The sequence below is a fragment of the Hyphomonas sp. ske169 genome (assembly GCF_056850855.1).
The window spans coordinates 3,225,401-3,250,814 of the sequence record NZ_CP096146.1; the positions used below are offsets into that span (position 1 = coordinate 3,225,401).

Below are 25,414 nucleotides of genomic sequence, written 5' to 3' on the forward strand. Positions count from 1 at the left end.
GCCGTTCCTTAGGAGCGGCCTTTTTTTTGGGCCAGTACCTCAGCGCGCGCCATTGCTTCGCGAAGGTTCTCTTCTAGCCGAACGCGTAAGGTTTCGCGATCCTCGCCAGGATTTGGAATCACGGCTTCACCAAACACCAATGCACCGCGGGTAAAAGGGTAGGGGATCCGAAATCCATCCCAGGTCTTCAACCGGTGTCGCGGCGATGAGACAATTGCGTATGGGAGAATGGGTGCACTTGCCCGCTGGGCCATGATGATCGGACCGTTCTGAGCGACCTCTGCCGGGCCGCGTGGTCCGTCGGGCGTGATGCAAATGCCACCGCCATTCTTGAGAATTCTGAGCGCTTCAGCCAAGGCCTTCATGCCGCCCTTGTCGCGTTTCTTCCGTTTATGAGTTGAAGAGCCGCGAACCGCTTCAAGCCCGAGATGTTTGATGGCTTTTGCAACGGGTTCGCCATCTTTGGAGAGTGAGATGAGCATGGCGGATCTGGTTTTCTGTTGTGGCCACCGCTGAATGATTCGGCTCCAACCCGAAGGCAAAAGCAAAATGGTCGAGTGCCAGGCCGCGACGATAATATTGGAATAGCCAAGCCAGACTTTCAGCGCTTCTTCATCGCCTTCAACAGACCAGCGAATGGTGCGATTGCACAGCGCCATATAGGCCCAGATGATCCAGCCCAGAAGGCTGGTCACAAACGCACTGCGAAAGATCGCTTTCATCGAGGCTGTCTCTATACAGGAATGGCGGTGAGGCAAAGGGGCCGATACAGAAACGCCCAGCCTGGAACCAGACTGGGCGTCCTGAAGATCAAAGATCGTATTTTTGGAATTCGCTTATGGCACGAAGACCGTGTAAACGACGTCGGCTTTGATTTCGCCGGCTCCTTGTGACAGGTCATATGCCCCGCCAGCGCCAAGCGTGTAAGTCGCATCGAAGCGAACAGACTGATCAACAATTGATCCAGCTGACGCGGCGGTGCGTCGGCCACCAACATAGACAGGTGTTGGTGTGGTCAAAGCCGCAAGGTTGGCAACAGCTGGGAAAGTGCCGTTTGGATCTTGTGCGTTACCACCGAAGGTCAGGGTGCCGTCTGTGCCGCTCGGGGTCACATCCATTGCATACCCGATATCGGTCATGTCGAATTCGCCGCTCTGCTCGGTTTCAGTCGCCTCGGCAAGGATTGCGAAAGCCGTGTTTGAAGCAACATAGAAGCTCGACTCATATGTCAGGTCTTCGCTGGTCAGCGTTGCGTCCGTCACATCAAACGCGCTGAAATTTGCGCCTGTATCAGTGTTAGCAGTCGCGATTGTTCCGCTACCGTTTTCGATGTCGAGGATCGAGCCGAGGCCAGCCGTAGAAGACGAGTCTGCGGTTGCAGTCAGTGAGCCAGTCACAACTGTGCGCCCATCAATGGCTGCGCCACCGATCAAATCGGAATCGTTAGCTCCACCAACGTCATCATCGATGATGAAATCGGTGGCGATCGGTGTATTGCCATTGGTCTCATCTGCAGCCCAAACGATGACGACACCCAGAACTTTAAAGTGTGGGCGATCGATAATCGAAGCGTTTGCAGGGGTTAGGACAGCGGCACTTGCAACAAGAGTCGTGCCTGCCAGAAGCAGTTTGCGAAAGTTCATATTTTTAATCTCCATGATCGTGCAGCCGGTAAGCTGCGGTACGGGCCTTTTGACCTCGTGATCCCTATGTCTCATGGAATGGCTTATATTTCGCTAAAGGCTGCAGGCGATTTCGAAGATCGCGTTAACCATGTATTAGACTGTCGGCACGGGCTTATCTGCCAGTTCCGCATATCGTCCGCCATGGTAGACCAAAGGCATAGCTTTAGGGTCTGATGCCAGGCGCTGAACCTCTGCGATGAATAGGATATGGTCGCCTGCCTCTTGCTTGGCGTAAGGCAAGCATTCAAGTCTGGCGGCGCAATCGGGGAGAAGCGGAAGATCGTGTAATCCTGTTTCAATCGCCACGCCGGCGAATTTATCTGTGCCTGACTTTGCGAACCGCTGAGAAAGTTCGGCTTGATCATCTCTGAGGATGTGTACCGCGAACGCACTGGCATTAGAGAATGCGGGTAGGCTCAGGGCGTTCAATCCGACAGACCAAAGAACAAGCGGTGGATCTAAAGAGACCGAATTAAAAGAGTTTGCGGTCAAGCCGACAGGATTGCCTGCCTCGTCACGTGTGGTGATCACGGTCACACCCGTCACGAACAGGCCGAGCGTGTCTCGAAAGGTTCTCAGGTCGAAACTCATAGTCTCCTATGTGATCTAATTTCGGATTTGGTCCAGCTCCGTATTGCCGCGCCCCCTAAATAAAGTCAGTTGTCGCGTTCACGCTCAATGCGCGCTGGATTCGGCCTGAGCGGCGCGGAACACTTGTCGAACGCTGTCAGAAAACACCCTCAAAAGCCATGCAAAAAGGTATGCCAGCCTTGCGTAATTGCTAAATTAGTTGGGGTTGCAAGGATTTGAGGGTCTTGCGTTAACTTTTTCCATCAGGCCGGATTGCTAGTCCAATTCTGATAATCATTGGCTTTTAGACACTTTTGTGAACGCCGAGCGTAAACTATTTATCACATGAATGGTTGTTCATTATGAATGGCTGTTCATCTTCGAGGGGTGCCTAAAAGATGCCCCAAAAAACCTCTTGTATGTCGGTTTCGTAGCAGGCATCTAGGGATCACTTAGACGGGGCAACAAGCCCTCAAGTGCAGTGAAGGACATCTTTTAGCAGTCGCCCAATTTTGAAGCTGTTAGGGCGGCCAAGATGTGGAGAGTGAGAATAATGAAAGACTGGTGCAATAACGACGGCGCTCGCCGTCTTAAGGACAAAATTGCCGAATATTGGGCAGACCGTGGGTATGAAGTAGAAGTCGATCTCGTCGACGCTGGCTTCGTTCCAGCCATGCGCAGTGCACGGACAGATGTGCGCAGCAACATGGTCAACGGTATGCCACGTCGCAAGCTCGTCAACGTGAACGAAGTTCGCAGCGAGTACCGTCCAGACTAAACCAGATGCGCGAGCTCCGAGAGAGCTCGCTGCATATCGCGCCAATGATCAATCGATCTGAGGCGGTCATAGGGTTCGTTTGACAGAGTTCCGTACCCGAAAGACACGAAGACAAAGGGCAGCTCCGCGTCGCGGGCTGCCCTTTCGTCTGTCCAGGCATCCCCAACCATAATGGCGCGCGATGGATCGCCGCCACCGAGTCGCACGGTTTCGATGATATGGCGCCCATCAGGCTTTTTGATCTCGAGATGATCTCCGCCGACGGTTGATGCAAAAAATCGATCCATTTCAAGCTCTTTGAGAACTTGTTCGGCCAAGTTTTGTGCTTTGTTTGTACAGACCGTCAGCTTGGCACCCGCCGATTGCAACCTCGTGAGCGTCTCCCGGCAATCGTCAAACGGTTGGCTGAACCGGGTGATGTTTTGCAAATAATGATCGAGAAAGCTCGGCCACAACACGTCATCGATTTCGGTTTCGTCAATCACCGCGTCATTTTGCGCTAATCCCTTGCGAATAAGCGCTTTTGCGCCGTCCCCGATCATCAAGCGAATAGAGTCTAGTGACACCGGCGCGAGGTTTTTTTGCGCTAACGTGTGATTCAATGCGGCATGCAAATCTGGCGCGGTTTCGACCAAAGTTCCGTCAAGATCGAAGACGATCGTCCATCCGCTAAAATCGTGCACCATCTGCTCGTCCTGTTCTGGTCGCGAACGCTTGTTGTGCGGGCTTGTTACAATAGGGCTCGCATCGACTCAGATCTTGCTCTAGGGCAGACGCAGAAAATTCGCGAGGGAATTTTGCCATGACGAAACGGGCGGCTGTGATCCTAGCGGCGGGGCAGGGGACGCGTATGCGCTCTTCGCTGCCAAAGGTTTTGCATGAGGTTGGCGGTCGTCCCATGGTCGATTGGTCGGTGGCGCTGGCCAAGGCGGTCGGGTGTGAACGCATTATCGTTGTCTGCTCGCCCGCCGGTGTTTCGGTTCAAGAGCATATCGCGGCGAGCCTCGGCGCTGACGCGATTGCGATCCAGGATCCGCCGCTCGGCACCGGGCACGCTGTGCTGTCGGCAAAAGACGCGTTGCAAGATTTCGCGGGCGAACTTGTGGTGCTCTATGCCGATACGCCGCTAATTCCCGCTTCTGCCATCGAAGCCCTGTTTGCAGAATTGGAGTCGGGCGCATCGGTCGGCGTTCTCGGATTCGAAGCCAAAACACCTGGCGCGTATGGGCGTCTAATCATGGGGCAAGGTGGCGATCTAGACGCCATCGTCGAAGCCAAAGAGGCGACCCAAGACCAATTGGCGGTATCGTTTTGCAATTCCGGTGTGATGGCTGCGAAAGCGCAAACCATGTTCGATCTGCTTGGCAAAGTGACGAACGAGAATGCCAAAGGCGAGTATTACCTCACCGATATTGTTGAGCTTTCTCGGGCCGCGGGCGGCACTTGCCGCGCCGTCGCTTGTGACGAGGACGACGTGCTCGGCGTCAATTCACGGGTCGAACTCGCACAGGCTGAAGCCGCGTTCCAAACAAAGAAGCGCGCAGACTTGCTGGTGGCAGGTGTGACGATGACCGCGCCAGAAACCGTCTTCTTCAGCCATGACACGCACATCGAAAACGATGTCACGATCGAGCCGCATGTTGTTTTTGGGCCGGGAGTTACCGTTCAGTCTGGCGCAAAGGTCCGGGCGTATTCCCATCTTGAGGGCGCCGATGTCGCTGGCGGGTGTGAGATTGGGCCATATGTTCGTCTTCGCCCCGGCGCTGTGCTGGAAGAAGGCGCCAAAATCGGAAATTTCGTTGAGGTGAAGAACACGCGCCTGGGCAAAGGGGCCAAGGCCAATCATCTCGCTTATCTCGGCGATGGAGATGTCGGAGCGGGGGCTAATATCGGCGCGGGAACGATTTTCTGTAATTATGACGGCTTCCTAAAATACAAAACCAAAGTCGGAGATGGCGCCTTTGTCGGGTCGAACTCCTCCCTGGTGGCGCCAGTTACGATTGGCGAGGGCGCGTATGTCGGTTCAGGGTCGGTGATCACCAAAGATGTTGAGCCGAATGGACTAGCAGTGGCGCGCGGCCGACAGATGCAAAAAACGGGATGGGCCACGTCTTTCCGGGATAAAATGGCTGCGATAAAAGCCGCCAAGAAAAAGGGCTGAGGGAGATTCGACATGGCAAATGAGCTGGAAAAGGAAAACGCGGCGCACGCAGCCATGGATTTTGTCGAAGACGGCATGACGCTGGGCCTCGGCACCGGATCGACCGCAAAGTATTTTGTTGAAAGCCTGGCTGAAGAGATCGCCGATGGCTTGGTTGTGCGCGGCGTTCCGACCAGCGAGCAAACACGCCGCCTGGCTGAATCACTCGGAGTGCCACTGGTCGATGTTGAGCAAGTCGATCGCATTCATATGACGGTCGATGGCGCTGATGAAGTCGATGATCATGCGCAACTGATTAAAGGCGGCGGTGCTGCGCTGCTGCGTGAGAAAATCATCGCCAATGCGAGCGATTTGATGATCGTGATCGCTGACAGTTCCAAGAAAGTAGAGATGCTCGGTCAGTTCCCGTTGCCGGTAGAAGTGACCCCTTTTGGTTACACGATCACGGCTAAAAAGGCCTATGACGCGCTGAAAAAAGCCGGGGTCTTGAAACCCATGATCAAAGTTCGAACCGGGCCCGGAAACAAACCGATCGTCACCGATGGCGGAAATTTCATCCTCGATTGCTCGTGCGGGGCCATTCCAGATGCGCCTTTGGCCGCGGCCCTGTTGGCGAATATCCCGGGCGTGGTTGAACACGGATTGTTTATTAATCTGGCGCGGACCGTGATCATCGGTGCCGATGACGGTGCCACTATTTTTGAATACTAGCGTCATTTGAAATTGACCCCCGGGGCGCCCACATAGGGCGCTCATAAAATCTCCCTTCGATAACCAATAAGGACCAAGCCATGGCCGACCATTCATATGATTATGATCTCTTTGTGATTGGCGGTGGCTCGGGCGGTGTCCGGGCGGCTCGGATTGCGGCCGGTCATGGCGCCAAAGTCGCTCTGGCCGAAGAGTATCGCATGGGCGGAACATGCGTGATCCGCGGCTGTGTGCCGAAAAAGTTCATGGTCTATGCCAGCGATTATGGTCGAAAACTGGAAGAAGCGCAGAAGTTTGGTTGGGATGTCACCGTTGGCGATTTCGACTTCCCGAATTTTATGGCGAACCTGCATGCAGAGGTCGATCGCTTGTCCGGCCTTTATATGAGTGGTCAGGTCAATGCTGGCGTCGATGTGTTTGAAGAGCGGGCTGAGTTTGTCGACGCGCACACGCTGAAACTTCAAAAAAGCGGCAAGACGATCACCGCCGACAAGATCCTCATCGCGGTTGGCGGTTCGCCCTGGCGCCCATCATCGGATGAGCTGCCTGGCGTCGAGCATACGATCACCTCGGATGGCGTGTTCCAGCTCACTGAATTGCCCAAACATATGGTCATCGCAGGCGGTGGATACATTGCCTGCGAATTCGCGCACGTTTTTGCAGGTCTCGGGGTTGAGACTTGCCTTGTCTATCGCAGTGACACTGTGCTGCGCGGCTTCGATATGGATATCCGGACGGAGGTGCATGAAGGCCTGAAAGAGGCGGGTGTGCGTGTGATTACCAATACCGTGTTTGAGTCGATCGAGAAGACAGACAATGCGGAGACCCCTCTGCATCTGAAGCTCAGTAATGGCATGACGCTGGACGCAGATGTGGTGATGATGGCGGTTGGTCGTCGGCCGCATATTGACGGGCTTGGGTTGGATAAGGCCGGCGTGCAGGTTGGCGACCGCCATGAGATCGTCGTCGATGATTATTCCAAGACCAATGTCGATAATATTTGGGCAGTCGGTGACGTCACCCGGCGCGCCGAGCTTACACCGGTTGCGATCCGTGAAGGCCACGCCTTTGCCGATACAGAGTTTGGCGGCAATCCGCGTACCTTTGATCACGATAAAATCGCCACAGCCGTGTTTACCCAGCCCGAGGTCGGCACCGTTGGGCTGGCCGAGCACGAAGCGCGCAAGAAATTCGGCGCGGTTGATATCTACAAGACCAAGTTCCGGCCAATGAAGAATATGCTGAATGGCAGCACTGAAAGGGTCTTTATGAAAGTCATCGTGCGCCAGGAAGACCAAGTCGTGGTCGGCGCACATATTGTCTCTCCAGATGCCGGTGAAATGATCCAAATGCTCGGCATCGCGATCAAGATGGGCGCCACGAAACAGCAATTCGATGACACGTGCGCGGTCCACCCGACGATTGCCGAAGAGATCGTGACTTTAAAGACCAAGTCAGCCGACTAGAGCGCGACCGAGATTCGTCTCTGCTCTTGCGATAGGTTCCTTTCTGCCGCACCGTAAGTGAAAGAGGCGAAGGGAGCGCGCTATGACATCTATTCCAATCACCGGTTTGTATACCGGCTTAACCATCATCTTGGCGATTATTCTCGGCGCTGGCATCGGGCTGTATCGGGGCAAGACGAAAGTCTCGGTGGGCGATGGTGGTGACCCCGAAGTGCTGGTTCGGATGCGGCGTCACGGAAACCTGGTTGAGACCGCAGCTCTCACGCTTCTGGCAATGGCGGTCATCGAGATGAACGGAGCTTCAAGCGCGCTGCTGCACGGTCTCGGAATCTTTTACATCGTATTTCGCATATTGCATCCGATCGGGCTGAAAGCCGACAGCGTTACGCACCCATTGCGGGCGATCGGGGCAATGGGCTCGACGCTTGTCATGTTGATCGCGGGCGGTGTCGCCATTTGGCAATTTGTAAGCGGTGCCTAGATCGAAAAGCTGGTGCCGCAGCCGCAGCCAGCGGTGGCGTTTGGATTGTTGATCTTAAACGCCGCGCCGATCAGTTCGGTTGAGAAGTCAATTTCAGAACCCGCCATAAACTCGATGCTCATCTCGTCGACCAACACGCTGACGCCATCGCGGGTGACGATCAGGTCGTCATCATTCGCGGTATCGTCCAAATCGAATTTATATGAGAATCCAGAGCAGCCGCCGCCTTCGACGGAAACCCTTAAGTAGGACTTATCCGGTTGTTTCTCCAGAATCGCTTTAATGCGCTTCGCAGCCGATTCAGACAGGGTAATATTGCTCATGAGCAAGAACATAGTGACGCCGGACATTCCTGAAAAGAGGGCGGTGTATGCAACCCGCTGGGAAGACACGCGTGGACGGTTCATCAAAGAACCGCAATCGGCGACGCGTACGCCGTTTCAGCGCGATCGCGACCGAATTATCCATGCCTCCGCATTTCGGCGTTTGAAGCAAAAAACCCAAGTGTTTGTGGCCCATGAGGGCGATCATTATCGCACCCGGCTGACCCATTCGCTGGAAGTTGCGCAAATTGCGCGCTCGGTGGCGCGGACGCTTGGTCTGGATGAAGACCTCGCCGAAGCCATGGCGCTGGCGCATGATTTAGGGCATCCGCCCTTTGGCCATGCAGGCGAGGATCAACTTGATGAGTGTATGACGAAGTTTGATGGCTTCGATCATAATGCCCAAACTCTCAGGGTGGTGACACATCTCGAGGACCGGTATCCCAGCTTCCAGGGGCTGAATCTAACCTGGGAGATGCTGGAAGGCCTGGTGAAGCATAATGGGCCGCTGATCACCACAGACAACACGGTGGCCGATCTTCCTGCTGCATTTAGAGAATTTCCATGGCTAGAAGAGCTTGAGCTGGACCAGTTCGCGGGTCCCGAAGCGCAAGTTGCTGCGCTGGCCGACGATATTGCCTACAATAATCACGACATTGATGATGGCATCGCAGCCGGGCTCTTCACCATTGCCGACCTCGAGACGCTGCCGCTCGTCGGTGACATATTCCGGTCCGTCAAAGCTGACTTTCCAGCCTTAGAGGATCGAAAAATCGTGTTTGAGGCGGTGCGCCGATTGATCGGGCATTGGATCAATGACCTGACGGCCGAAACGCGCCGCCGCGTTGAAAAACACAAGCCGCAAAGCGCCGCGGATGTTCGCGCATTGCCAGAGCCACTGGTCGCCTTTTCAGACGAGCTCGATCGCGATCAACGCGCGCTGCGGGCCTTCCTGTATGAGCGCATGTACAAGCATTACAAAGTCAATCGCATGCGTAGCCAAGCCAAACGGATTTTGAGCGAACTTTTTGCACTGTTCATGGCGGAACCTGAAACGCTGCCAGACCTGTGGCGCCGGGATGCAGAGCAGGCCACTCCGGTGCGCCGGGCGCGACTGGTTTGCGACTATTTGGCGGGCATGACCGATAATTATGCCATCGAGCTACATCGCCGCTTATTTAGCATGGAGAGCATGCTTTAAACGCGTTTACCAAAATGCTCCGAAAGCACCTCAATTAAGCCCCAAGATTCAGGCATCGTTAACAAAACAACCTTAGCTGTTAACGAAACTGACGATGGCGGGGATTAGGATGAGCCGTGCAAAAAACGAACCCGATTATGATTTCGGGCCTTATGAAGATGAATATCGCGGATTTGAAATTCGCGATGACGAGACTGGACGCGGGCCACTCATCCTGGTGCTGGCACTGGGCGTATTGCTGATCTTTGCTGGCGTTGTTTGGAACACCTATCGCCAAGGCGTCCGCACGACAGAAGGTGGATTGCCGGTGATCGTGTCAGATTCTGATAATTTCAAACGCTCCCCCGATGAGCGGGGCGGGGTTGAAGTCGCTGGCCAAGACAAGGCCTATTACGGGTCGATGGATGGATTAGGCGATCCAGCCTTGCAAAAGACCTCTGCTCGCAATCCGCTCGATATCCGTCGCCGCAATGCTGAGACCCTCGCAGGAGGCCCAGCCGAGCTGCCGCCAATTGAGGGCGCTGATGAGGCTCCAAAAATCGTCTATGCGGAAGCGGTTGAAGCGGACTCAATCGAGACCGAGCCTGAAACCCCAATCCAAATCGCGGTGGCTAAACCGGTTCGCGAGACCGTGATCGACGCCACAATCCAGGAATCAAGCCCGAGCGAGCTGTCTGTTTCGAGATTTGTTGCCGCCGGAACCTATCAGGTTCAGCTCTCGGCGCTGCGTTCAGAAGACGCAGCCCAAAGCGCCTGGAAAAGCCTGCAAAACACGGCTCCGGACCTGTATGCTGGCGCTGAATTGGATATCCAGCGCGCGGATCTTGGCGCGAAAGGCGTGTTTTATCGGCTGCGCATCGGGTCTTTTGCTGATCGTGCCACTGCCAAAGGCTTTTGCGCAGATGTTAAAGCCACTGGAAAAGACTGTATGGTCGTCGCAAAGGCTATTGGATGAGTTTAAGCGCCTGCATCACCAGCATTTCAGGCCCGTCTCTCTTGCAAGAGGAGCGGGCCTTTTTGCGTGAGGCTCAGCCATGGGGCGTGATTTTAATGGGCCGCTCGTGCGTCAGTCGCGCGCAAGTCAGGGCGCTGACCGCTGACATTAAAGACGCTTTGGGCCGTGATGCGCTTATATTTATTGATCAAGAGGGCGGGAGAGTCGCCCGTTTAAAAGCGCCTGAATGGCCGAAATTCCCGGCCGCGGGGACTTATGGTGCGCTGTATGAAAATGCGCCTGGGGATGCGCTGGAAGCCTGCACGCTTGGGCACCAGCTGATGGGGTATGAGCTTTATGAGCTTGGGATACGCGCCGATTGTGCGCCGTGTGCAGATCTGCGCCAACCCCATACCCACGATGCCATCGGGGATCGCGCGTTCGGATATTCAGTCGAGGCTGTCACAGCGCTGACAGAGGCTGCGGTCGCGGGATTAAAGTCAGCCGGCGTTGCTGGAGTGATCAAACATATGCCAGGGCAGGGGCGGTCGACGCTCGATACCCATTACGATTTGCCATCGGTTGATGCGGATGAAGCGCACTTGCTTCAGGATATGGCTATATTTCAGGCATTGGCGGACCAGGTGCCGATGGGGATGACCTGTCATGTGATTTTTGAAGCGTTTGATCCTGAAAACCCAACCACGATCTCGCCAACCGTTATTTCTGAGACCATTCGAAAGCGAATCGGATTTCAAGGACTGTTAATGACGGATGATTTGGGGATGGATGCACTGGGCGGAACCCTCGCAGATCGCGGCGCGAAAGCGCTGGCGGCGGGATGCGATGTCCTTCTGCATTGTTCTGGGTTTTTGAAAGACCCGGCGGCGATCCTCAATGAAATGGAAGAGATTGCGTCTACAGCCGGAACGCTCGACGGCGAAGCGTTGGCGCGCGCGGAAGCCGCTGATGGATTTGTCTCAACACCGCAGCCTTTTGATACCGAACAGGCCTGGGCGCGGTTTGGCGATCTAATGTCGCAAATGGAAGCGAGGGCATAGGATATGGAGCTCGTTTCCAACGATCTGGTCACGCTAGATGAAGATGTCGAAGCGGAAGAAGTGTTTTCCATCGATGTGTCTGGCTATGAAGGGCCATTGCATCTGTTGCTGGACCTGGCGCGCAAGCAAAAAGTCGATTTGCTACATGTCTCGATCCTAGAGCTTGCGACCCAATATCTCGGCTTCATCCAAGCGGCGCAAGATAAACGGATCGACTTGGCGGCGGATTATCTGTTGATGGCGGCATGGCTCGCCTTCTTGAAGTCGCGCTTGCTTCTGCCGAAGCCCAAGAAAGACAGCGAAGGCGAAGCCTCCGCTGAGGATGATGCGATTAAACTCGCCTTCCGCTTGAAACGCCTCGATGCGATGCGTGAGGCGGGCGAAGCGCTGATGGATAGCAATGTCCTTGGGCGGGATGTGTTCTTGCGCGGGATGCCAGAACAGCCGACCGTGGTCAAAACCACTGAGTACAATACGACGCTCTATCATTTGATGCAGTCATTCGGTTCGATCCGCCAGCGCAAAGCAAAAGAAGCGCCGCACACAATCGAAAATCAGTTCGTGCTTCCACTCGAAAGCGCGCGGGACAATTTGCGCAATCTCAGTCCAAAACTCAAAGAATGGGCGAGCTTAGACGACATTCGTCGGCAAATGGTCGATGTGGATGAAGACTTGCCACCGCGCTCTGTGACCGCAAGTGTCTTTGCTGCGACCCTTGAACTGACGCGGGATGGCGACGTCGATGTCCGCCAGGATGAACATTTTGCGCCGCTTTATTTGCGCGCCAAACCACAACAACAAGAGGGGATTGCTCCATGACCAAGGTCGAAAGCTCAATTCCGATTGAAGATGCGCCCGAAGATATTCGCCGCGCGGTGCAGCAGCTCTCGTTTGCTTATAAGCGCTCTGCCGAAACGCTGTATGAGGCAGAAGACGACGCGATGGCCGAAGCTGTCCGCCGGGCGGAAGCGATCTTGTTCGCAGCGGGACAGCCGCTCGAAGCCTCCGCCATTGCTGAAGTCATGCCTCAAGGCGTCGATGTTCCTGCGGTTCTGATGACGCTGAAGGCGACCTATGCTGAGCGCGGGGTGAACCTGGTCGAAGTGGGCGGCAAATGGCGGTTTCAGACCGCCGATGATCTGGGATACCTGTTTGTCGAAGAGCGCCATGAGCAGAAATCTCTGTCGCAAGCGGCCCTCGAGACGCTGGCCATCATTGCCTATGGCCAGCCCGTCACCCGCGCCGAAATTGAAGCGGTGCGCGGTGTGGCCGTCTCGAAAGGCACGATTGATGTCTTGATGGAGGCCGGATGGGTCAAAATTAAAGGCCGGCGCAAAACACCGGGCCGTCCCGTGACGCTGGGCACCACGGACAAATTCCTGGAGCATTTCGGCCTGGAAAGCCTCGACGTTTTGCCGGGACGGGCCGAGCTTGAAGCCGAAGGCTTGCTGTCAGATGTCATCCCGGATGGCTTCTATTCTGATGGATCGAGCATGCATAATGAAGCAGAAGAGCTTGTTTCTGAGGCAGATCCTGAAGAAAACTCTGACTTTGTCACAGATTTTATGGGACCTGAAGAAGAGGTTCATTAGGCATTTCTGCTTATGAAACCTCGGTCACGCCATTGTAACTCGCCGTGTGGCGCGTTATCTCGATACGAGTATTAGGAGATAAATTATGGCTCCAAGTTGGATGCAGCTATTGCTCGTGGCAGTTGTCGCGCTTTTGATCTTTGGTGGACGTGGGCGGATCTCTTCGATCATGGGTGATATGGCCAAGGGAATTACCAGCTTCCGCAAGGGTTTGCGCGAGGAAGATGGCGACTCAAAGGCTGTCGAAGGTGATGATATGGTGAACATCACGCCTGAGAAGGAAAAAGCGAAGTCGGCCGACTAGATCGTTCGATTAGCGCGGAAGGCGCCTGACTATGCTGCCGCAATTCGGATTTAGCGAACTTCTGTTTCTGGTGGTGATTGCGCTTGTGATCCTCGGGCCGAAAGACCTGTCTCTAACGATGCGCAAACTCGGGCAATTCGTGGCCAAAGGGCGCTCGATGGCAAATGAGTTCCGCGCTGCGTTTGATGATATCGCCCGTCAGGCTGAGCTTGATGATTTGCGCAAAGAAATCGAAGATCTCAAACGCGACAATGCCGTGACCCAAGCGGTTGATGAGCTGAAAGAAGTCGAAAAAGATATCAATCAGACGGTCCTCCGCGAAGAAGCGAAACTCAAAGAAGACATGGCCAAGCCCCTTGCGGCTGAGCCTGAAACGCCGCCGGCAACTGAGCCAGAAGATAAGGCCGTTTCATGAGCCAGGACTTACCGGTAGATCAGCGACCAGATCTCGTCGATCAGGAGATTGAGGCATCGCGGGCGCCGCTGCTCGATCATCTGAACGAGTTACGGTCGCGCCTCATGAAGGCCCTTCTGGCCTTTTTGATCTGCTCGATTGGCTGTTTCTTTATCGCTAATCCACTGTTCAATATTCTCGTCGAGCCGTTTGTGGAGGCGTTCAAAGCGCACGGAGTCACTCAAGACCCGCGTTTGATTTATACCGGACCGCTCGAGTTCTTCTTCGTCAAACTGAAGATCGCCTTGTTTGCAGGTCTGTTCGTGTCGTTTCCGGTGATGGCCTGGCAAATCTATGCGTTCGTTGCGCCTGGGCTGTATAAAGAAGAGAAGGGCGCGTTTCTGCCTTTCTTGATTGCCGCACCCGTGCTGTTCACGATTGGGGTCCTGTTCGTCTTCTATGTGATGATGCCGTTGGTGATGGCTTTTGCGCTGAGCCAACAACAAGCCGGCGGGCTCGATGTGGTGCAAATCGAAGCGCAGATCAAAGTCTCGGAATATCTATCTCTGGCGCTGGCTCTGATGACGGCGTTTGGATTGTCGTTCCAATTGCCGGTTGTGCTCGCTTTGCTTGGCCGCGCCGGAATTGTTGGCGCCGATACGCTCAGAAGCGGACGCAAATACGCGATCGTTGGCATCCTCGCGGTAGCGGCTTTCGCAACTCCGCCAGACTTCATCTCCCAAATCATGCTCACCGTGCCGGTTTACGGACTGTATGAGATCAGCATTTGGATTGTGTCTGTGATGGAACGCAAAGCTGCGGAAGCAGAAGGGGAAGAGGCTTAAACCGGCCTATTCAGCGCAAATTGGTAGAGCAAACCCGGCTGGCATCCTGGTATCCTCTGTCGCGCAAGCGCCTTCGAAGCTTGCGGTTTCAACCCCAAGTGCCGTTTCGAGATTGGCTCCGGCCAAGCGCGCATCGCGGAAGCTCGTCTCAGCGAGATTGGCGGCGGTGAAATCAGCATCGACCAGGATGGAATTATCGAACACGGCGCCCGTAAGGTCGGCTGCTGTGAGCACCGCTTCTGAAAGGGTGGCGGCTGAAAAATCACTCTCGTGGCCTGTCGCGGATTGCAGCTGAGCGCCGGTCAAAGTTGCGCCGATAAACTTACCATCACTCAGATTGGCGCTGTTCAAAACCACGCCGGACATGTTCGAATTGTTGAAGCTGGCGCCCTGCATGCGCGCGCCAATCAGAACCGCCTCTTCGAACGAGGCCTCGGTGAAATCGCCCAACCGTAAATCGGCGCCAGCAGCTTGAACGCCGCCAAAGTTTGCGCCATGCGCATGCGCGCGGCGAAGGTTTGCAGCGGTGAGGTCTGCGCCGGGATAGCTGGCATTCGACACATTCCATCCGGACATATTCCGGCCGACGAGAGAACAGTCTTGGCAGGACCCGCTATAAGATGGCGCCCAGGAAATCCGGCTTGGCGCTTCTTGAGCGTTCAATGGCGCCGCGCCGATTAGCATGGCGCCAGCGAGAACTATGGAACGAAGATCAACCCTTGTCGTCATGATGCATGTCATACGCGAACCATGGCCGGTCTAGAACTGAAAAACTGGTAATCCCGGTGTCGACCTGTTTGCTGTTGCAATCATGTCTCACCCTTGCGGGTTAAGCGCAGTTTGGAATCGTCTTGCCTTTTGGCAAACGAGTCGATGCATCGCCGCACGCTTGGTTCAACTGTGCTTGGGTTAAACCTTTGGCGATCGCCAAGTCAGCGCCGGAGAAGTTTGCGCCGGTCAGGGTTGCACCGGAAAAGTTAGACGACCCGAAATAGGTGCCAACAGCAATCGCGCGTTTGAAATTCGCGTTTGAGAAATTGGTTCGATTGAACCGCGCGCCAAACAGATTGGACACAGAAAGGTCAGCGCCGGTGAGGTTCACATCGTCATAAGTAGATAGAGCGAAATTAGACTGCCGCAGGCGGGTCGCCTGGAGGTTCATCTTCTTGCCTTCGGCATAGGATAGATCCGCTTGAAATAGGTTGCATTTCTCGCAGGATTGCCCGGCTTGAACCTTAGCGATTTGAGTTGCGTCCTGCGCGACAGCGCCAGGCACAAATAAGGCTCCGATGAGAGTCGAAACGGCGATATGTTTCAGCATGGGACGCCCATTCTGGTTCTAGGTTTACACTTGGATAACCATAGGCAAGCGGCGGGCCAGATTGCGTAAAAGGCTACTCTGTCGCTTCGGCTTGCCCCACATATCCGCAAGTATCGCAGGCTTTTTCGCCGTCTGCTTCGTCGAGATAGAGCGTGAAACTCCCGCAATTGGTGCACGCATCAGGGAGATAGGTTGGGGCGGCCTCTTCGGCGCCGTCTTGGACCGCTTCCTCATCCTCTCGCTCCGCCTCGCGCTCTTCGCGCTTGGTATTGAAGATTACGATATTGTCTGGGATCTGGCCGCGCGCAAAGCCGCGCGAGATCAGGTGAGCGGCTTCATCGGGCAAAGGTTGCGCGTGCGACTTCTCAATCCCATCTTCGAGGCCGCGTCCAAGGCCGTCATGGGTTGCATCCCCAAGTTCGGCAAGATCTTCGCGGGCGAGATATGAGACCGCGAGCTCGCGGAAAATATAGTCGAGAATAGACGTTGCTCTGGCGATTTGGTCATTCCCGGTGACTTCTCCGGCTGGTTCGAACCGGGTGAACACGAACGCGTCGACATATTCTTCCAGCGGCACACCGTATTGAAGGCCAAGCGAGACGGCGATGGCGAAATTGTTCATCAAGGACCGGAACGCAGCGCCTTCTTTATGCATGTCGATGAAAATCTCACCAAGAGAGCCATCATCGAATTCTCCGGTATGGAGATAGACTTTGTGCCCGCCAACCGTGGCTTTCTGAATGTAGCCTTTGCGGCGATCCGGCAGGCGCGTGCGCGAGACGCCGCTTGGCGCTTCGATAATAGTCTGCGGCGCAGCATCTTCCGCCATTAAGTCTTCCGCCAGCGCGGTGATATGTTCCATCCGGTCCGCTGTCAGGCGATCAAGCTGCGTATCAAGCGCCGGTAGCCAGATGGATAGGTTGCTTTGCAGTAGGGGCTCGAGATCGCACTCGCTCAAATTTGAGCCCGATACGATAATGCTAACATCACCAGTCTTTTGCAGGGCGTCGGCCATAGTGAAATGGTCGTCAGATGATAGGGTCTGGGTCAAACCCGCGGCTTCCATCGCCGCTTGCGCGAGCTTTTCTGGCCGACCATCCAAGGCTTCTTCTGCTTCTGCGATCTCGCGCTTCGAAAAGCCGATCGATTTGAGAAGCGACCGGCCGTCCGCATCGAAGGATTCTGGCGCCAGGCGGAGATCTTTCGAAATAATGTCATCCCCAAGCACCCAGCGTGAGAACGCTGCGTTCAGAGGCAAACCCTCACCCAGAGCGCTTTTGACTTTGTCGATGGCTTGGGTGGAGAAGCCGCGTGTCCGCAATGTGTCGCCGCTAAAGTGGGGCATCAGCTCCAGATCCGCTGCGGAATCGATCGCGGTCAAAAGGTTTGGCAGGGCTTCTGGTGCGCGCCGTGCCAGGCCGATCCGCGCCATCAGAGACAATGCCGGATGATCGCCTTCTTCGAGTTCGATGAAAGAGGTCATGGGTTGCAGCCCCAGCGTTGCGGGCTGGAAGTTCGCCAGGGCTTTCGCTGAGAGGGGGACGATGGCGATCTCGACATCACGCTTGGATTTGCGGGCGGTACGGGCCGAAAGACCTAGCAGCTCAGCATATTTCTTGGTGTAGGACGTGCCCTTCGCCACCGATTGCAGCAGCTTTAGCAATGAGGTGAGAATGGGTGCACCGTCACCCTTATAAGACTGCCCAAGGCCCAGAAGCGCCGCCGACAGACCGCAAGGCACCAGGACAAGCGTCCGGCCATTTTCTTCCATGGCCGCGGTAATCAAATCCTCAAGCACATCGGTTTCAACGCCGTCTGGGGTGACAAAGCGTGAAACATCGAGCGCCATTGCCGGTGTCTGCGGGGCATGCGGCGTAGATTTCTGCATGAATGTGCCCACGCCTGTACGTCGTATGTCGTTTAACTCGTTCAAGCCCAGATCTGACTCAATCAAACAAGCGGGCGGGGCACCTGTTTCAATGGCATCATTGCTGAACTCATTTGCGAGCGTTTCAAATCCGCGATCTTGGTGCAAAGCATCTTCAATCAGCGCGAGCGGCACGCCGCGGGCGACGGCTTCAGCCAGTTCAGCATTTTTCGGCGTTTCCCCGAGCCCTTCAAGCAGCTCGGCCATTGCCAACTTACTGGTGCGGTTGAGTCGCTGCCGGGACGCCACTTTCATAGCGCTGGTTTTGTCTAACAGATTTGTGAGCGGAACCGCGCACAATTCTCCGAACGGCAAAACGGCGCTGATCAGCCCTTCATCCATTGCGGTTGCCAGTAATTGTGCGTTGCGATCGTCTGCAGACATGAACTGCGCCCTCCAGCCAGAGCGGGCTTGACCTAGCCCGCGACATGATGTGTTGCCTGTCCTAACTAGATTCGGCGAGACACACGCGCCATATTGCGGACAAATATCACTGTCAGGACGTTCAATATGTTCAAACTGTTTACTTGGTGGAATGGCGTAAGCCCCGGCGGCTGGTTTGATATCAAACGCCGCAGCGATCTGATCGGGGCCGATGAGTACGGGAATCGCTATTTCGAGGACCGCAAAGCATCGGTTGAAGGCCGCAAACGTCGGTACGTGATTTATGATGGATTGGCCGAGCCTTCCAAAGTGCCGCCTGAATGGCATGGCTGGCTCCACTACACATTCAACGAGCCACCGACTGACGCGCCACTGAAGCGCCAAGACTGGGAAACAGACCATACGCCAAACATGACCGGCACCGTTTTCGCCTACCGCCCGAAGGGCAGCTTGCGCGAAGGCGGAGAGCGGCGTGAGGCGGATGCAGATTATGAGGCTTGGGATCCCAATGCGTGAATCGGTTTTTGAAACTCTGGTTGGGCTTGCTGTTTTAGTCGTCGCAGGCGTGTTCTTATGGTTCGGCCTGGCGCGTGGCGGCGATGCCAGCACCAATGGCGAAACAGTCGAGCTCGGCGCGCGGTTTAGCAGCGCGGCTACGATTGATCGCGGCACAGATGTACGCATGGCCGGTGTCAAAATCGGTACGGTTCGTGACGTCGCGCTTGATCGCGACCGAGCGGAAGCGCTGGTCGTGATGGCGGTCGACTCGACCATTCTGCCTCTTGGCGATGGTACCAGTGCGCGGGTTCAATCGGAAGGCCTGCTGGGCGGAGCTTATATCAATCTCGAGCCCGCCGAAGGATTTGGCGAGATCCCGCCTTGTGGAGCCGGTGAAGAATTGTTCGGCGACAGCGGCTGCGGTGAAATTCTATACGCCCAAGGCTCAGTTGATCTGATGACGTTGTTTGCATCCTTCGCATCAGGCAATGGCGGCGGTGGAGACAGCGAGTGATCCGCGCGGCAACGCTGGGGCTTGTAGGAATAGTCGCGGGAGCGTTCGCGCTTGCGCAGACCGCTGAGGATACAGAGCCGACGGTTTCTGATCTCGAGCGAGAACTCTTTGGGACTGAACTCGACGATCCGGACGCGGAAAGCGATGAAGAAGAGCTGATCGCGACCCGTCCCCGCAATTACCAGCCCCACGAAACCGTCATGCTCCGCGCTTTGGACAAGATTACCGGACGCTCGACCGATTTCGAAATGCTGGTGGGCGAACCGAAAGTCTACGGATCGCTGCGGATCGACCTTGAGGCGTGTTATCAAACCCCGCCCGAGGAGCCGCCAGAAAGCGCTGCTTTCCTCAAAATCACATCTGCGACCTCGAAACAGGTCCAGACTATGGCGGAGCCGCGCGACCTCACCGAAGAGGAAACAACCGTCTCAGAGGCCGAGGATGCGGATGTCCGTTTCTCTGGCTGGATGTTTGCGTCATCGCCAGGCCTGAGCGCGCTTGAGCACCCGGTCTATGATATTTGGGTAATCGCCTGCAGCGAAGTCGATCCGGCCGTACTCGAGCCTCTGGAGCCGGCTGAGTAGAAGTCTGCATTGATCCGCAGCGCGCGCCAAAGCCGGGTGCGGAACTCGTCGCGTGTGATTTCCTCAAGACCAAATTGATCTAGGTGCGGGTTATGGAATTGCGCATCGAGTAATTGGAACCCGCCAATCTTCAACCGCGCAACCAGATGAACCAGCGCGATTTTTGAAGAATCGGTGGCGCGGGAAAACATGCTTTCCCCGAAAAACGCGCCGCCTAGGGCGACCCCATAAAGTCCGCCGACAAGCTCACCCTCATCATTCCAGCATTCGACACTATGCGCAAAACCTTTGCGGTGCAGCGCGCCATAGAGATTGAGGATGGGGTCATTTATCCAAGTGGCTGGCCGGGTTGGGTGCGGCTCGGCACAGGCTTCGATCACACGATTAAAGGCGGTATCGACCGTAACGCGAAATGGGTCCTTCCGGACGGTTCTTTGCAACCGTTTCGGAATGTGAAACCGGTCCAGTGGCAACACCCCGCGCAAGTCAGGGTCCATCAAAAAGAGCCGCATATCCTCACGCGAATCCGCCATCGGAAACACCCCGCGGCGATAGCAATTGAGAAGATCCGTAGTGTCGAACCGATCAGACATTCACGCAGTTTACTTCAGGCCGACATCAAAACAACCGTGTAGGACGGACATGATTTAGGACGAATATAGGTTTCCGCGATGTTTGCGCTGACTTCACCGGCGCGCATGGTTTCCGCCAGAGCAATGAATCGGATGCATCAGATCTCAAAGATCAGAGATGACCCCAATTGCAACGAGCAAAAGGACACTCAACGCCATCATCGCACCGGCTAGAAGCCCGCTGCGAACCCAAGAAAGCTCTCCCTTATTGTGGAAGAACCAGAAGAACATCCAGAAGATGATCCCGATGGCAGGGGTCGATATGAGCAAGGCCAAAGTCGCCGTCCACTCAGAGCTTCGCGTCGATGCGCGAACGATATCGATCACGGCGCTCGATATGATGATCCAAGAAACAAATGTACCCATTACATAGAATACGGCTCTTAAGCTGAACCGCAGATTCCAATCTCGATGGGCCCACGATCTCAAAACCAAACCCAGCGACCCGGCTAGCACCGCGAACCCATATATCGGCATTACGATCCCAATGGCTCTCCAAACGTCTCCGTCCGAAACCGCCGATTGAATCGATAGAGCGAGATTTGGTCCTAGAAAAGAGCCATCATTACTTGCCAGCTCTGGGGTGGTTAGAAGAGCGCCCGCCGTCATGGATATGAGCAACGATAGGGGAAAGAATGCGCCGGGTGCCAACAGCATGCCCGTCCGCCCCTCCGGGGAGTCTTGTTTCAATAACTCAGTCAATCGCCAGGGCGTCACAATGCAAGCTAAAAATGTCGGGATCACCGCGATCAGCGAAATCGCGACATTGGTTGTCACTCGATCTAAAGCGCCGATGGCATGAGGTCGCTCAAGATCTAAACTCGGTTCATCCATTCGCCCGCCCTTGCAACATCGATTCCCGAGCCTGCCATGCGAGTTAGCGCGGCAGGGCCCGGGCGAGCCGAACCTATTTCAACCCGAGGAAACGCTCCAGCCAGTGGATATCATAATTTCCATCCACCACGTCCTGTTCTTCGACCAGTTTGCGATGCAGCGGCAAGGTCGTCTCGACGCCGCCAACCACCATCTCATCCAACGCGCGGCGCAAGCGCATGATGCACTCATTCCGCGTCCGGCCATGGACGATTAGTTTTGCGATCATGCTGTCATAATGCGGCGGGATCGAATATCCGGCATAGACCGCGCTATCGAGGCGGACGTCTGGGCCGCCCGGTGCATGGAAATCTGTGATCTTGCCCGGCGATGGCACGAACGTCTCATGGTGCTCGGCATTGATCCGACACTCGATCGCATGACCGACCAGCAGCACATCTTCCTGGGTGAAAGAGAGTTTCTTGCCATCCGCGACGCGGATTTGTTCGCGGATCAAATCGATGCCGGTGATCATCTCGGTGACTGGATGCTCGACCTGGATCCGGGTGTTCATTTCAATGAAATAGAAATTCCCGTCTTCATAGAGGAATTCCATCGTACCGGCGCCGCGATAGCCCATCTTTTTGACGGCTTTCGCAACGATCGTTCCGATCTCTTCGCGTTGCGCTTGATTGAGCGCGGGAGAAGGGGCCTCTTCAAAGACTTTCTGGTGGCGCCGCTGTAGCGAACAATCGCGCTCCCACAGGTGGCAAACATTGCCGTGAGTGTCGGCGATGAGTTGGATCTCGATATGGCGCGGTTTGCCGAGGTATTTCTCAAGATAGACGGCATCGTCACCAAAGGCGGCTTTGGCTTCGGTCTTCGCAGACTTGATAGCGGTTTCGAGGTCTTTTTCAGTTTCAGCAACGCGCATGCCGCGGCCGCCGCCGCCGGAGGCGGCTTTGACCAGAACCGGATAGCCGATCTTTTTCGCGACTTTCTTGCCTTCGCTGATTGTCGAGATACCGCCTTCTGATCCTGGGACGACGGGCACACCGGCATCAATCATAGTCTGCTTGGCGGTGATCTTATCGCCCATCGTGCGGATATGCTCTGCCGTCGGTCCGATAAAGATCAAATCGTGGGCTTCGACCATCTCGGCGAATTGGGCATTCTCAGACAGAAAACCATAGCCGGGGTGAACCGCATCGGCGCCCGTAATCTCGGCGGCGGCAATGATCTGTGATTTTTTTAGATAGCTGTTGGCACTTGGCGCTGGGCCAATGCACACGCTTTCATCGGCCAAACGAACCGCCATTGCATCGCGATCGGCTTCTGAGTGAACAGCCACTGTGGCCAGGCCCATTTCCTTACACGCCCGGTGGATGCGCAAAGCGATCTCGCCGCGATTGGCGATGAGGACTTTTTCAATCATCGTTTCGTGTCCTTATTCGACAACGATCAATGGTTCGCCGAACTCGACAGGTTGAGAATCGGCAACGAGGATTTCTTTGACCGTACCCGCGGTTTCAGCGGTGACCGGGTTGAAGGTTTTCATCGCTTCGATCAGCATCAAAGTGTCACCCTTCTTCACTTTATCGCCGACATTCACAAACACTTTCGCGCCGGGTTCAGGAGAAAGATAGACCGTGCCGACCATCGGACTTGTGGTCGCGTTGGATGGCGCGGCTGCTGCGGCCGGAGCAGCGGCAGCTGGTGCGGCAGCGGCAGGGGCAGCGACGGCAGGGGCTGCAGCCATAGGCGCTTGCACAATAGTCGGCGCGGCAGGGGCCATGCTGGTTGCTTTGCTGACGCGAATGCGGAGACCTTCATGCTCCACTTCAACCTCGCCAAGGTCGGCTTCACGCAGGATCGCTGCGAGTTCGCGGACCAGGCCAGCGTCGAGTTTTGTCTTGCTTGTGGACATCGGTGGGGGCTCCTCAGTCTTTTTTCTTATTGGAGAGCGGCGTCTAACGCCATCAAATAGCCGCGTACGCCGAAACCTGCAATGCAGGCGTCTGCGCAAGGGGCCACGTAATTGGTCGTCCGGAACGCTTCGCGCGCTGCCGGGTTCGAAATATGGACCTCGTAAATACGTGCTTCGCATGCCCGTAAGGCGTCATGCAGCGCGACAGATGTGTGGGTATAGGCGCCAGCGTTCAAAATCAGGATCTCAGCGGATTGAGACGCTTCTTGCACCCAATCGATAAGTTCGCCTTCTGAATTGGTTTGACGGAACGTGATCTCAGACTGCGGCGCGGCGGCTTGCATCTGCTGGTGGATTTCATCCAGCGTTGTCGATCCATAAATCTCTGGCTCGCGTGTCCCGAGCAGGTTGAGATTTGGCCCGTTGAGAACATATATCTGTTGCGTCATTGCCACACGCTCTTGCGGCGGATCGCTAAGCTTGGCAAGTCCCATTTAGGCAATCGGAGGCGAGCAAATGCAGATAATCCTCAACGGTGAGCGTCGAGACGTTGCCGACGGCATGAGCATCGAGGCTTTGGTCCTGACTTTGGCCGACGATCCGCGCGGCGTCGCGATCGAGCGAAACTTAGAAATTGTCCCAAAAGCCGAACATGCGACGACGCTGCTACAGGATGGTGATCGGCTGGAAGTTGTGCAGTTCGTCGGCGGCGGGTAGGGCGCGGTTCGCTGAAGAAATTCTGCTTTTTTTTGCGATCCGCGGGGCCTCTTTTCTATTCGCCACTTGCAATCGAATAAACACACCGAACGCGAAAACAAAGTTGATGGCCAGGGCCAGCGAGTCTTAGGCAAGCGACGGGAAACGGTCGTTGGTAATGTCACAGCGATTGGATTCGTGGGCGAAATTTCAGCGAATGTTGCTATCGCATCGTCTCGTTGCCGCTCGCTTAGCCTCGAAACTAATCGCAGCTCAACTTCGATCGGTTCACATCCGCTTCAGGTTAACTTTCGTTCATTTGAACGATCCGCAACGTGAAAGGGGAAGTTGATGGAGAAAATTTGGGAAAGTATCACGCAACAGTTCACAGCCTATGGGCCTCGTGTGCTCTGGGCAATAGTCATTCTGATCGCCGCATATGTTATAGGCAAAATCGTTCAATGGGCGATCCAAAGCGGGATCAAAAAAACCGGGTTTGATGATTTAGGCCCGAAAGGCGACTCATTGGGAAAGAGCTTGGGTGCGGCCGCTTTTTGGGTGATTTTGCTGATCGGTGTCATACAGGCACTTACGCGATTAGAGCTCACGCAAGTTGCTGAGCCGCTAAATAACATGATCGATCAAATCATGTTCTACATGCCGAAAATTTTTGCTGCAGTGGTTTTGTTCGTTGTCTTTGCATTGGTAGCGAGGATTGTTCGCCAAACAGCGAAAGCTGTTTTTTTGTTCGCCGACCCTTTGCCGGAAAAATTGGGGCTTACATCCGGACCAGTGGACGTTTCAGGTGTCTCGGCGACGGTATTATCAACAATCATTTATATAATCGGAGGGATTACCGCACTTGGAGCGTTGCAAGTTCCCGCGGTTACAGAACCTCTCAGCGGCGTGCTAAGCGACGTATTGGATGCGATCCCGAGTGTAATTCTTGCGAGTTTACTCCTAGCAGGATTCATCGTTATCGCCCGGATTGTTTCAAACTTGATCGACAAGACGCTGCCCGCAACAGGTTTGGACAAGGCAGTTGCCGAAATGGGTGTTCTGAAAGGTGCTGATACGGGGCTCACGGCGAGCCGCATTGTGTCATTGGCGGCAACCTTTTTCATCACTCTACTCGGGATCATTCAGGCTTTGCGCGTCCTGAACTTTGAAATCCTGACAGATGCGATGAACGTGATCCTCGATATGGGGGCGTCGATTGCGTTTGGCGCTTTCATTATCTTTGCCGGTGTCTTCTTGGCGCGTCTGGTTTCTAGCGCTATGGCCGCTGCAGGTGGAGCAGCAACTGATACCGCGGCTTCTGTTGTTAAATGGATCATCATTGGGCTTGCGCTCATCATGGGTATTTCGAGAATGGGGCTCGACCCAACCGGCGGTGAGTTCATTCTAGATGTCGCGAAGCTGCTGGCCATCGGCGCTGCCGTCGGCGTTGCCGGCGCTTTGGCGATTGGTATCGGCTGGGGCGGCCGCGAGTGGTTCGGAAGCCAACTCGAAAACTGGAAGTCCACAAAATAACGCCCTGCCATTTCAGTCAACGGAAAGGGCCGTTTGCGACGCGAGCGGCCCTTCTTTGCTGCTCGCGTTCACTCGTGTC

Annotated in this window: 31 protein-coding genes; 18 read left to right on the forward strand and 13 right to left on the reverse strand. The window is 55.3% G+C overall.

Annotated features, from left to right (window positions below):
- Positions 1-8: 8 nt before the first annotated feature.
- From MY069_RS15750 to MY069_RS15760, 3 genes are all read right to left on the reverse strand, one after another.
- Positions 9-722 (reverse strand): lysophospholipid acyltransferase family protein, encoded by a 714-nt coding sequence (locus tag MY069_RS15750; RefSeq protein ID WP_482794740.1) that lies wholly within the window; start codon positions 720-722, stop codon positions 9-11.
- 114 nt (positions 723-836) lie between these two features.
- A complete protein-coding gene (locus tag MY069_RS15755; protein ID WP_482794741.1) occupies positions 837-1,643 on the reverse strand; it encodes a hypothetical protein in 807 nt (268 codons plus the stop codon).
- A gap of 135 nt (positions 1,644-1,778) precedes the next feature.
- Positions 1,779-2,276 (reverse strand): flavin reductase family protein, encoded by a 498-nt coding sequence (locus MY069_RS15760; RefSeq protein WP_482794742.1) that lies wholly within the window; start codon positions 2,274-2,276, stop codon positions 1,779-1,781.
- Positions 2,277-2,808: 532 nt separating this feature from the next.
- On the opposite strand from MY069_RS15760, the gene MY069_RS15765 reads away from it, so the two are divergent.
- Complete coding sequence (locus MY069_RS15765) at positions 2,809-3,033, forward strand: hypothetical protein (protein ID WP_482794743.1); 225 nt, start codon at positions 2,809-2,811, stop codon at positions 3,031-3,033.
- Here MY069_RS15765 and MY069_RS15770 read toward each other — a convergent pair.
- Positions 3,030-3,719: an HAD hydrolase-like protein gene (locus MY069_RS15770; protein ID WP_482794744.1), complete on the reverse strand. Its 690-nt coding sequence runs from the start codon at positions 3,717-3,719 to the stop codon at positions 3,030-3,032. The two genes, MY069_RS15765 and MY069_RS15770, sit on opposite strands and share 4 nt — an antisense overlap.
- A 116-nt stretch (positions 3,720-3,835) precedes the next feature.
- Here MY069_RS15770 and glmU point away from each other — a divergent pair, with 116 nt between their 5' ends.
- The 4 genes from glmU to MY069_RS15790 all read left to right on the forward strand — a co-directional run bounded on the left by glmU (position 3,836) and on the right by MY069_RS15790 (position 7,852).
- Complete coding sequence (glmU, locus tag MY069_RS15775; RefSeq protein WP_482794745.1) at positions 3,836-5,194, forward strand: bifunctional UDP-N-acetylglucosamine diphosphorylase/glucosamine-1-phosphate N-acetyltransferase GlmU; 1,359 nt, start codon at positions 3,836-3,838, stop codon at positions 5,192-5,194.
- Between the two features lie 12 nt (positions 5,195-5,206).
- Positions 5,207-5,905, forward strand: a complete 699-nt coding sequence (gene rpiA / locus MY069_RS15780; protein ID WP_482794746.1) for a ribose-5-phosphate isomerase RpiA — start codon at positions 5,207-5,209, stop codon at positions 5,903-5,905.
- A gap of 80 nt (positions 5,906-5,985) precedes the next feature.
- A complete protein-coding gene (gene gor / locus MY069_RS15785; protein ID WP_482794747.1) occupies positions 5,986-7,371 on the forward strand; it encodes a glutathione-disulfide reductase in 1,386 nt (461 codons plus the stop codon).
- An 82-nt stretch (positions 7,372-7,453) separates the two neighbouring features.
- The gene (locus MY069_RS15790) at positions 7,454-7,852 is read left to right on the forward strand and encodes an MAPEG family protein (RefSeq protein WP_482794748.1); all 399 of its coding nucleotides are present in this window, start codon (positions 7,454-7,456) and stop codon (positions 7,850-7,852) included.
- Here MY069_RS15790 and erpA read toward each other — a convergent pair.
- Positions 7,849-8,175, reverse strand: coding sequence for an iron-sulfur cluster insertion protein ErpA (gene erpA / locus MY069_RS15795; protein ID WP_482794749.1), 327 nt, complete (start codon positions 8,173-8,175; stop codon positions 7,849-7,851). The two genes, MY069_RS15790 and erpA, sit on opposite strands and share 4 nt — an antisense overlap.
- Here erpA and MY069_RS15800 point away from each other — a divergent pair.
- The 8 genes from MY069_RS15800 (at position 8,174) to tatC (ending at position 14,506) form a co-directional block, all read left to right on the forward strand.
- On the forward strand, positions 8,174-9,376 hold the full coding sequence (locus MY069_RS15800) for a deoxyguanosinetriphosphate triphosphohydrolase (protein WP_482794750.1): 1,203 nt from the start codon (positions 8,174-8,176) through the stop codon (positions 9,374-9,376). The two genes, erpA and MY069_RS15800, sit on opposite strands and share 2 nt — an antisense overlap.
- A gap of 109 nt (positions 9,377-9,485) precedes the next feature.
- Entirely contained in the window at positions 9,486-10,331 is an 846-nt protein-coding gene (locus tag MY069_RS15805; protein ID WP_482794751.1) for an SPOR domain-containing protein, read from the forward strand.
- Positions 10,328-11,371 (forward strand): beta-N-acetylhexosaminidase, encoded by a 1,044-nt coding sequence (gene nagZ, locus MY069_RS15810; RefSeq protein WP_482794752.1) that lies wholly within the window; start codon positions 10,328-10,330, stop codon positions 11,369-11,371. Before MY069_RS15805 ends, nagZ begins: the two co-directional genes overlap by 4 nt.
- A 3-nt stretch (positions 11,372-11,374) precedes the next feature.
- Positions 11,375-12,190, forward strand: a complete 816-nt coding sequence (locus tag MY069_RS15815) for a segregation and condensation protein A (RefSeq protein ID WP_482794753.1) — start codon at positions 11,375-11,377, stop codon at positions 12,188-12,190.
- Positions 12,187-12,963, forward strand: coding sequence for an SMC-Scp complex subunit ScpB (gene scpB / locus MY069_RS15820; RefSeq protein WP_482794754.1), 777 nt, complete (start codon positions 12,187-12,189; stop codon positions 12,961-12,963). Before MY069_RS15815 ends, scpB begins: the two co-directional genes overlap by 4 nt.
- Positions 12,964-13,048: 85 nt before the next feature.
- On the forward strand, positions 13,049-13,267 hold the full coding sequence (locus MY069_RS15825) for a twin-arginine translocase TatA/TatE family subunit (protein WP_482794755.1): 219 nt from the start codon (positions 13,049-13,051) through the stop codon (positions 13,265-13,267).
- Positions 13,268-13,298: 31 nt separating this feature from the next.
- Positions 13,299-13,682 (forward strand): Sec-independent protein translocase protein TatB, encoded by a 384-nt coding sequence (tatB, locus tag MY069_RS15830; RefSeq protein WP_482794756.1) that lies wholly within the window; start codon positions 13,299-13,301, stop codon positions 13,680-13,682.
- On the forward strand, positions 13,679-14,506 hold the full coding sequence (gene tatC / locus MY069_RS15835) for a twin-arginine translocase subunit TatC (protein ID WP_482794757.1): 828 nt from the start codon (positions 13,679-13,681) through the stop codon (positions 14,504-14,506). The genes tatB and tatC overlap by 4 nt, the downstream gene beginning before the upstream one ends.
- Before the next feature lie 6 nt (positions 14,507-14,512).
- On the opposite strand, the gene MY069_RS15840 is transcribed toward tatC, so the two are convergent.
- From MY069_RS15840 to MY069_RS15850, 3 genes are all read right to left on the reverse strand, one after another.
- Positions 14,513-15,235, reverse strand: a complete 723-nt coding sequence (locus MY069_RS15840) for a pentapeptide repeat-containing protein (RefSeq protein WP_482794758.1) — start codon at positions 15,233-15,235, stop codon at positions 14,513-14,515.
- Between the two features lie 100 nt (positions 15,236-15,335).
- Positions 15,336-15,827, reverse strand: coding sequence for a pentapeptide repeat-containing protein (locus tag MY069_RS15845; protein ID WP_482794759.1), 492 nt, complete (start codon positions 15,825-15,827; stop codon positions 15,336-15,338).
- 73 nt (positions 15,828-15,900) lie between these two features.
- Complete coding sequence (locus MY069_RS15850) at positions 15,901-18,138, reverse strand: TSCPD domain-containing protein (protein ID WP_482794760.1); 2,238 nt, start codon at positions 18,136-18,138, stop codon at positions 15,901-15,903.
- Positions 18,139-18,264: 126 nt separating this feature from the next.
- Between MY069_RS15850 and MY069_RS15855 the strand changes: the two genes are divergently transcribed.
- From MY069_RS15855 to MY069_RS15865, 3 genes are read left to right on the forward strand one after another with little or no spacing between them, the layout of a single operon-like run.
- The gene (locus MY069_RS15855; protein ID WP_482794761.1) at positions 18,265-18,654 is read left to right on the forward strand and encodes an NADH:ubiquinone oxidoreductase subunit NDUFA12; all 390 of its coding nucleotides are present in this window, start codon (positions 18,265-18,267) and stop codon (positions 18,652-18,654) included.
- Complete coding sequence (locus MY069_RS15860; protein ID WP_482794762.1) at positions 18,647-19,150, forward strand: MlaD family protein; 504 nt, start codon at positions 18,647-18,649, stop codon at positions 19,148-19,150. Before MY069_RS15855 ends, MY069_RS15860 begins: the two co-directional genes overlap by 8 nt.
- Entirely contained in the window at positions 19,147-19,734 is a 588-nt protein-coding gene (locus MY069_RS15865; protein ID WP_482794763.1) for a DUF2155 domain-containing protein, read from the forward strand. The genes MY069_RS15860 and MY069_RS15865 overlap by 4 nt, the downstream gene beginning before the upstream one ends.
- Here the strand turns inward: MY069_RS15865 and aat are convergent.
- The 5 genes from aat to MY069_RS15890 form a co-directional block, all read right to left on the reverse strand.
- The gene (aat, locus tag MY069_RS15870; protein ID WP_482794764.1) at positions 19,662-20,327 is read right to left on the reverse strand and encodes a leucyl/phenylalanyl-tRNA--protein transferase; all 666 of its coding nucleotides are present in this window, start codon (positions 20,325-20,327) and stop codon (positions 19,662-19,664) included. The genes MY069_RS15865 and aat overlap by 73 nt on opposite strands.
- Positions 20,328-20,471: 144 nt before the next feature.
- Positions 20,472-21,200, reverse strand: coding sequence for a hypothetical protein (locus MY069_RS15875; protein ID WP_482794765.1), 729 nt, complete (start codon positions 21,198-21,200; stop codon positions 20,472-20,474).
- A gap of 73 nt (positions 21,201-21,273) precedes the next feature.
- Positions 21,274-22,614 (reverse strand): acetyl-CoA carboxylase biotin carboxylase subunit, encoded by a 1,341-nt coding sequence (gene accC, locus MY069_RS15880; RefSeq protein ID WP_482794766.1) that lies wholly within the window; start codon positions 22,612-22,614, stop codon positions 21,274-21,276.
- 12 nt (positions 22,615-22,626) lie between these two features.
- Entirely contained in the window at positions 22,627-23,106 is a 480-nt protein-coding gene (gene accB, locus MY069_RS15885; RefSeq protein WP_482794767.1) for an acetyl-CoA carboxylase biotin carboxyl carrier protein, read from the reverse strand.
- Positions 23,107-23,132: 26 nt separating this feature from the next.
- On the reverse strand, positions 23,133-23,561 hold the full coding sequence (locus MY069_RS15890) for a type II 3-dehydroquinate dehydratase (protein WP_482796722.1): 429 nt from the start codon (positions 23,559-23,561) through the stop codon (positions 23,133-23,135).
- A gap of 61 nt (positions 23,562-23,622) precedes the next feature.
- Here MY069_RS15890 and thiS point away from each other — a divergent pair, with 61 nt between their 5' ends.
- Positions 23,623-23,823 carry a sulfur carrier protein ThiS gene (gene thiS, locus MY069_RS15895; protein ID WP_482794768.1) on the forward strand — a complete coding sequence of 67 codons (201 nt, stop codon included), beginning with the start codon at positions 23,623-23,625 and terminating at the stop codon, positions 23,821-23,823.
- A gap of 330 nt (positions 23,824-24,153) precedes the next feature.
- A complete protein-coding gene (locus MY069_RS15900; protein WP_482794769.1) occupies positions 24,154-25,335 on the forward strand; it encodes a mechanosensitive ion channel in 1,182 nt (393 codons plus the stop codon).
- Positions 25,336-25,414: the final 79 nt, after the last annotated feature.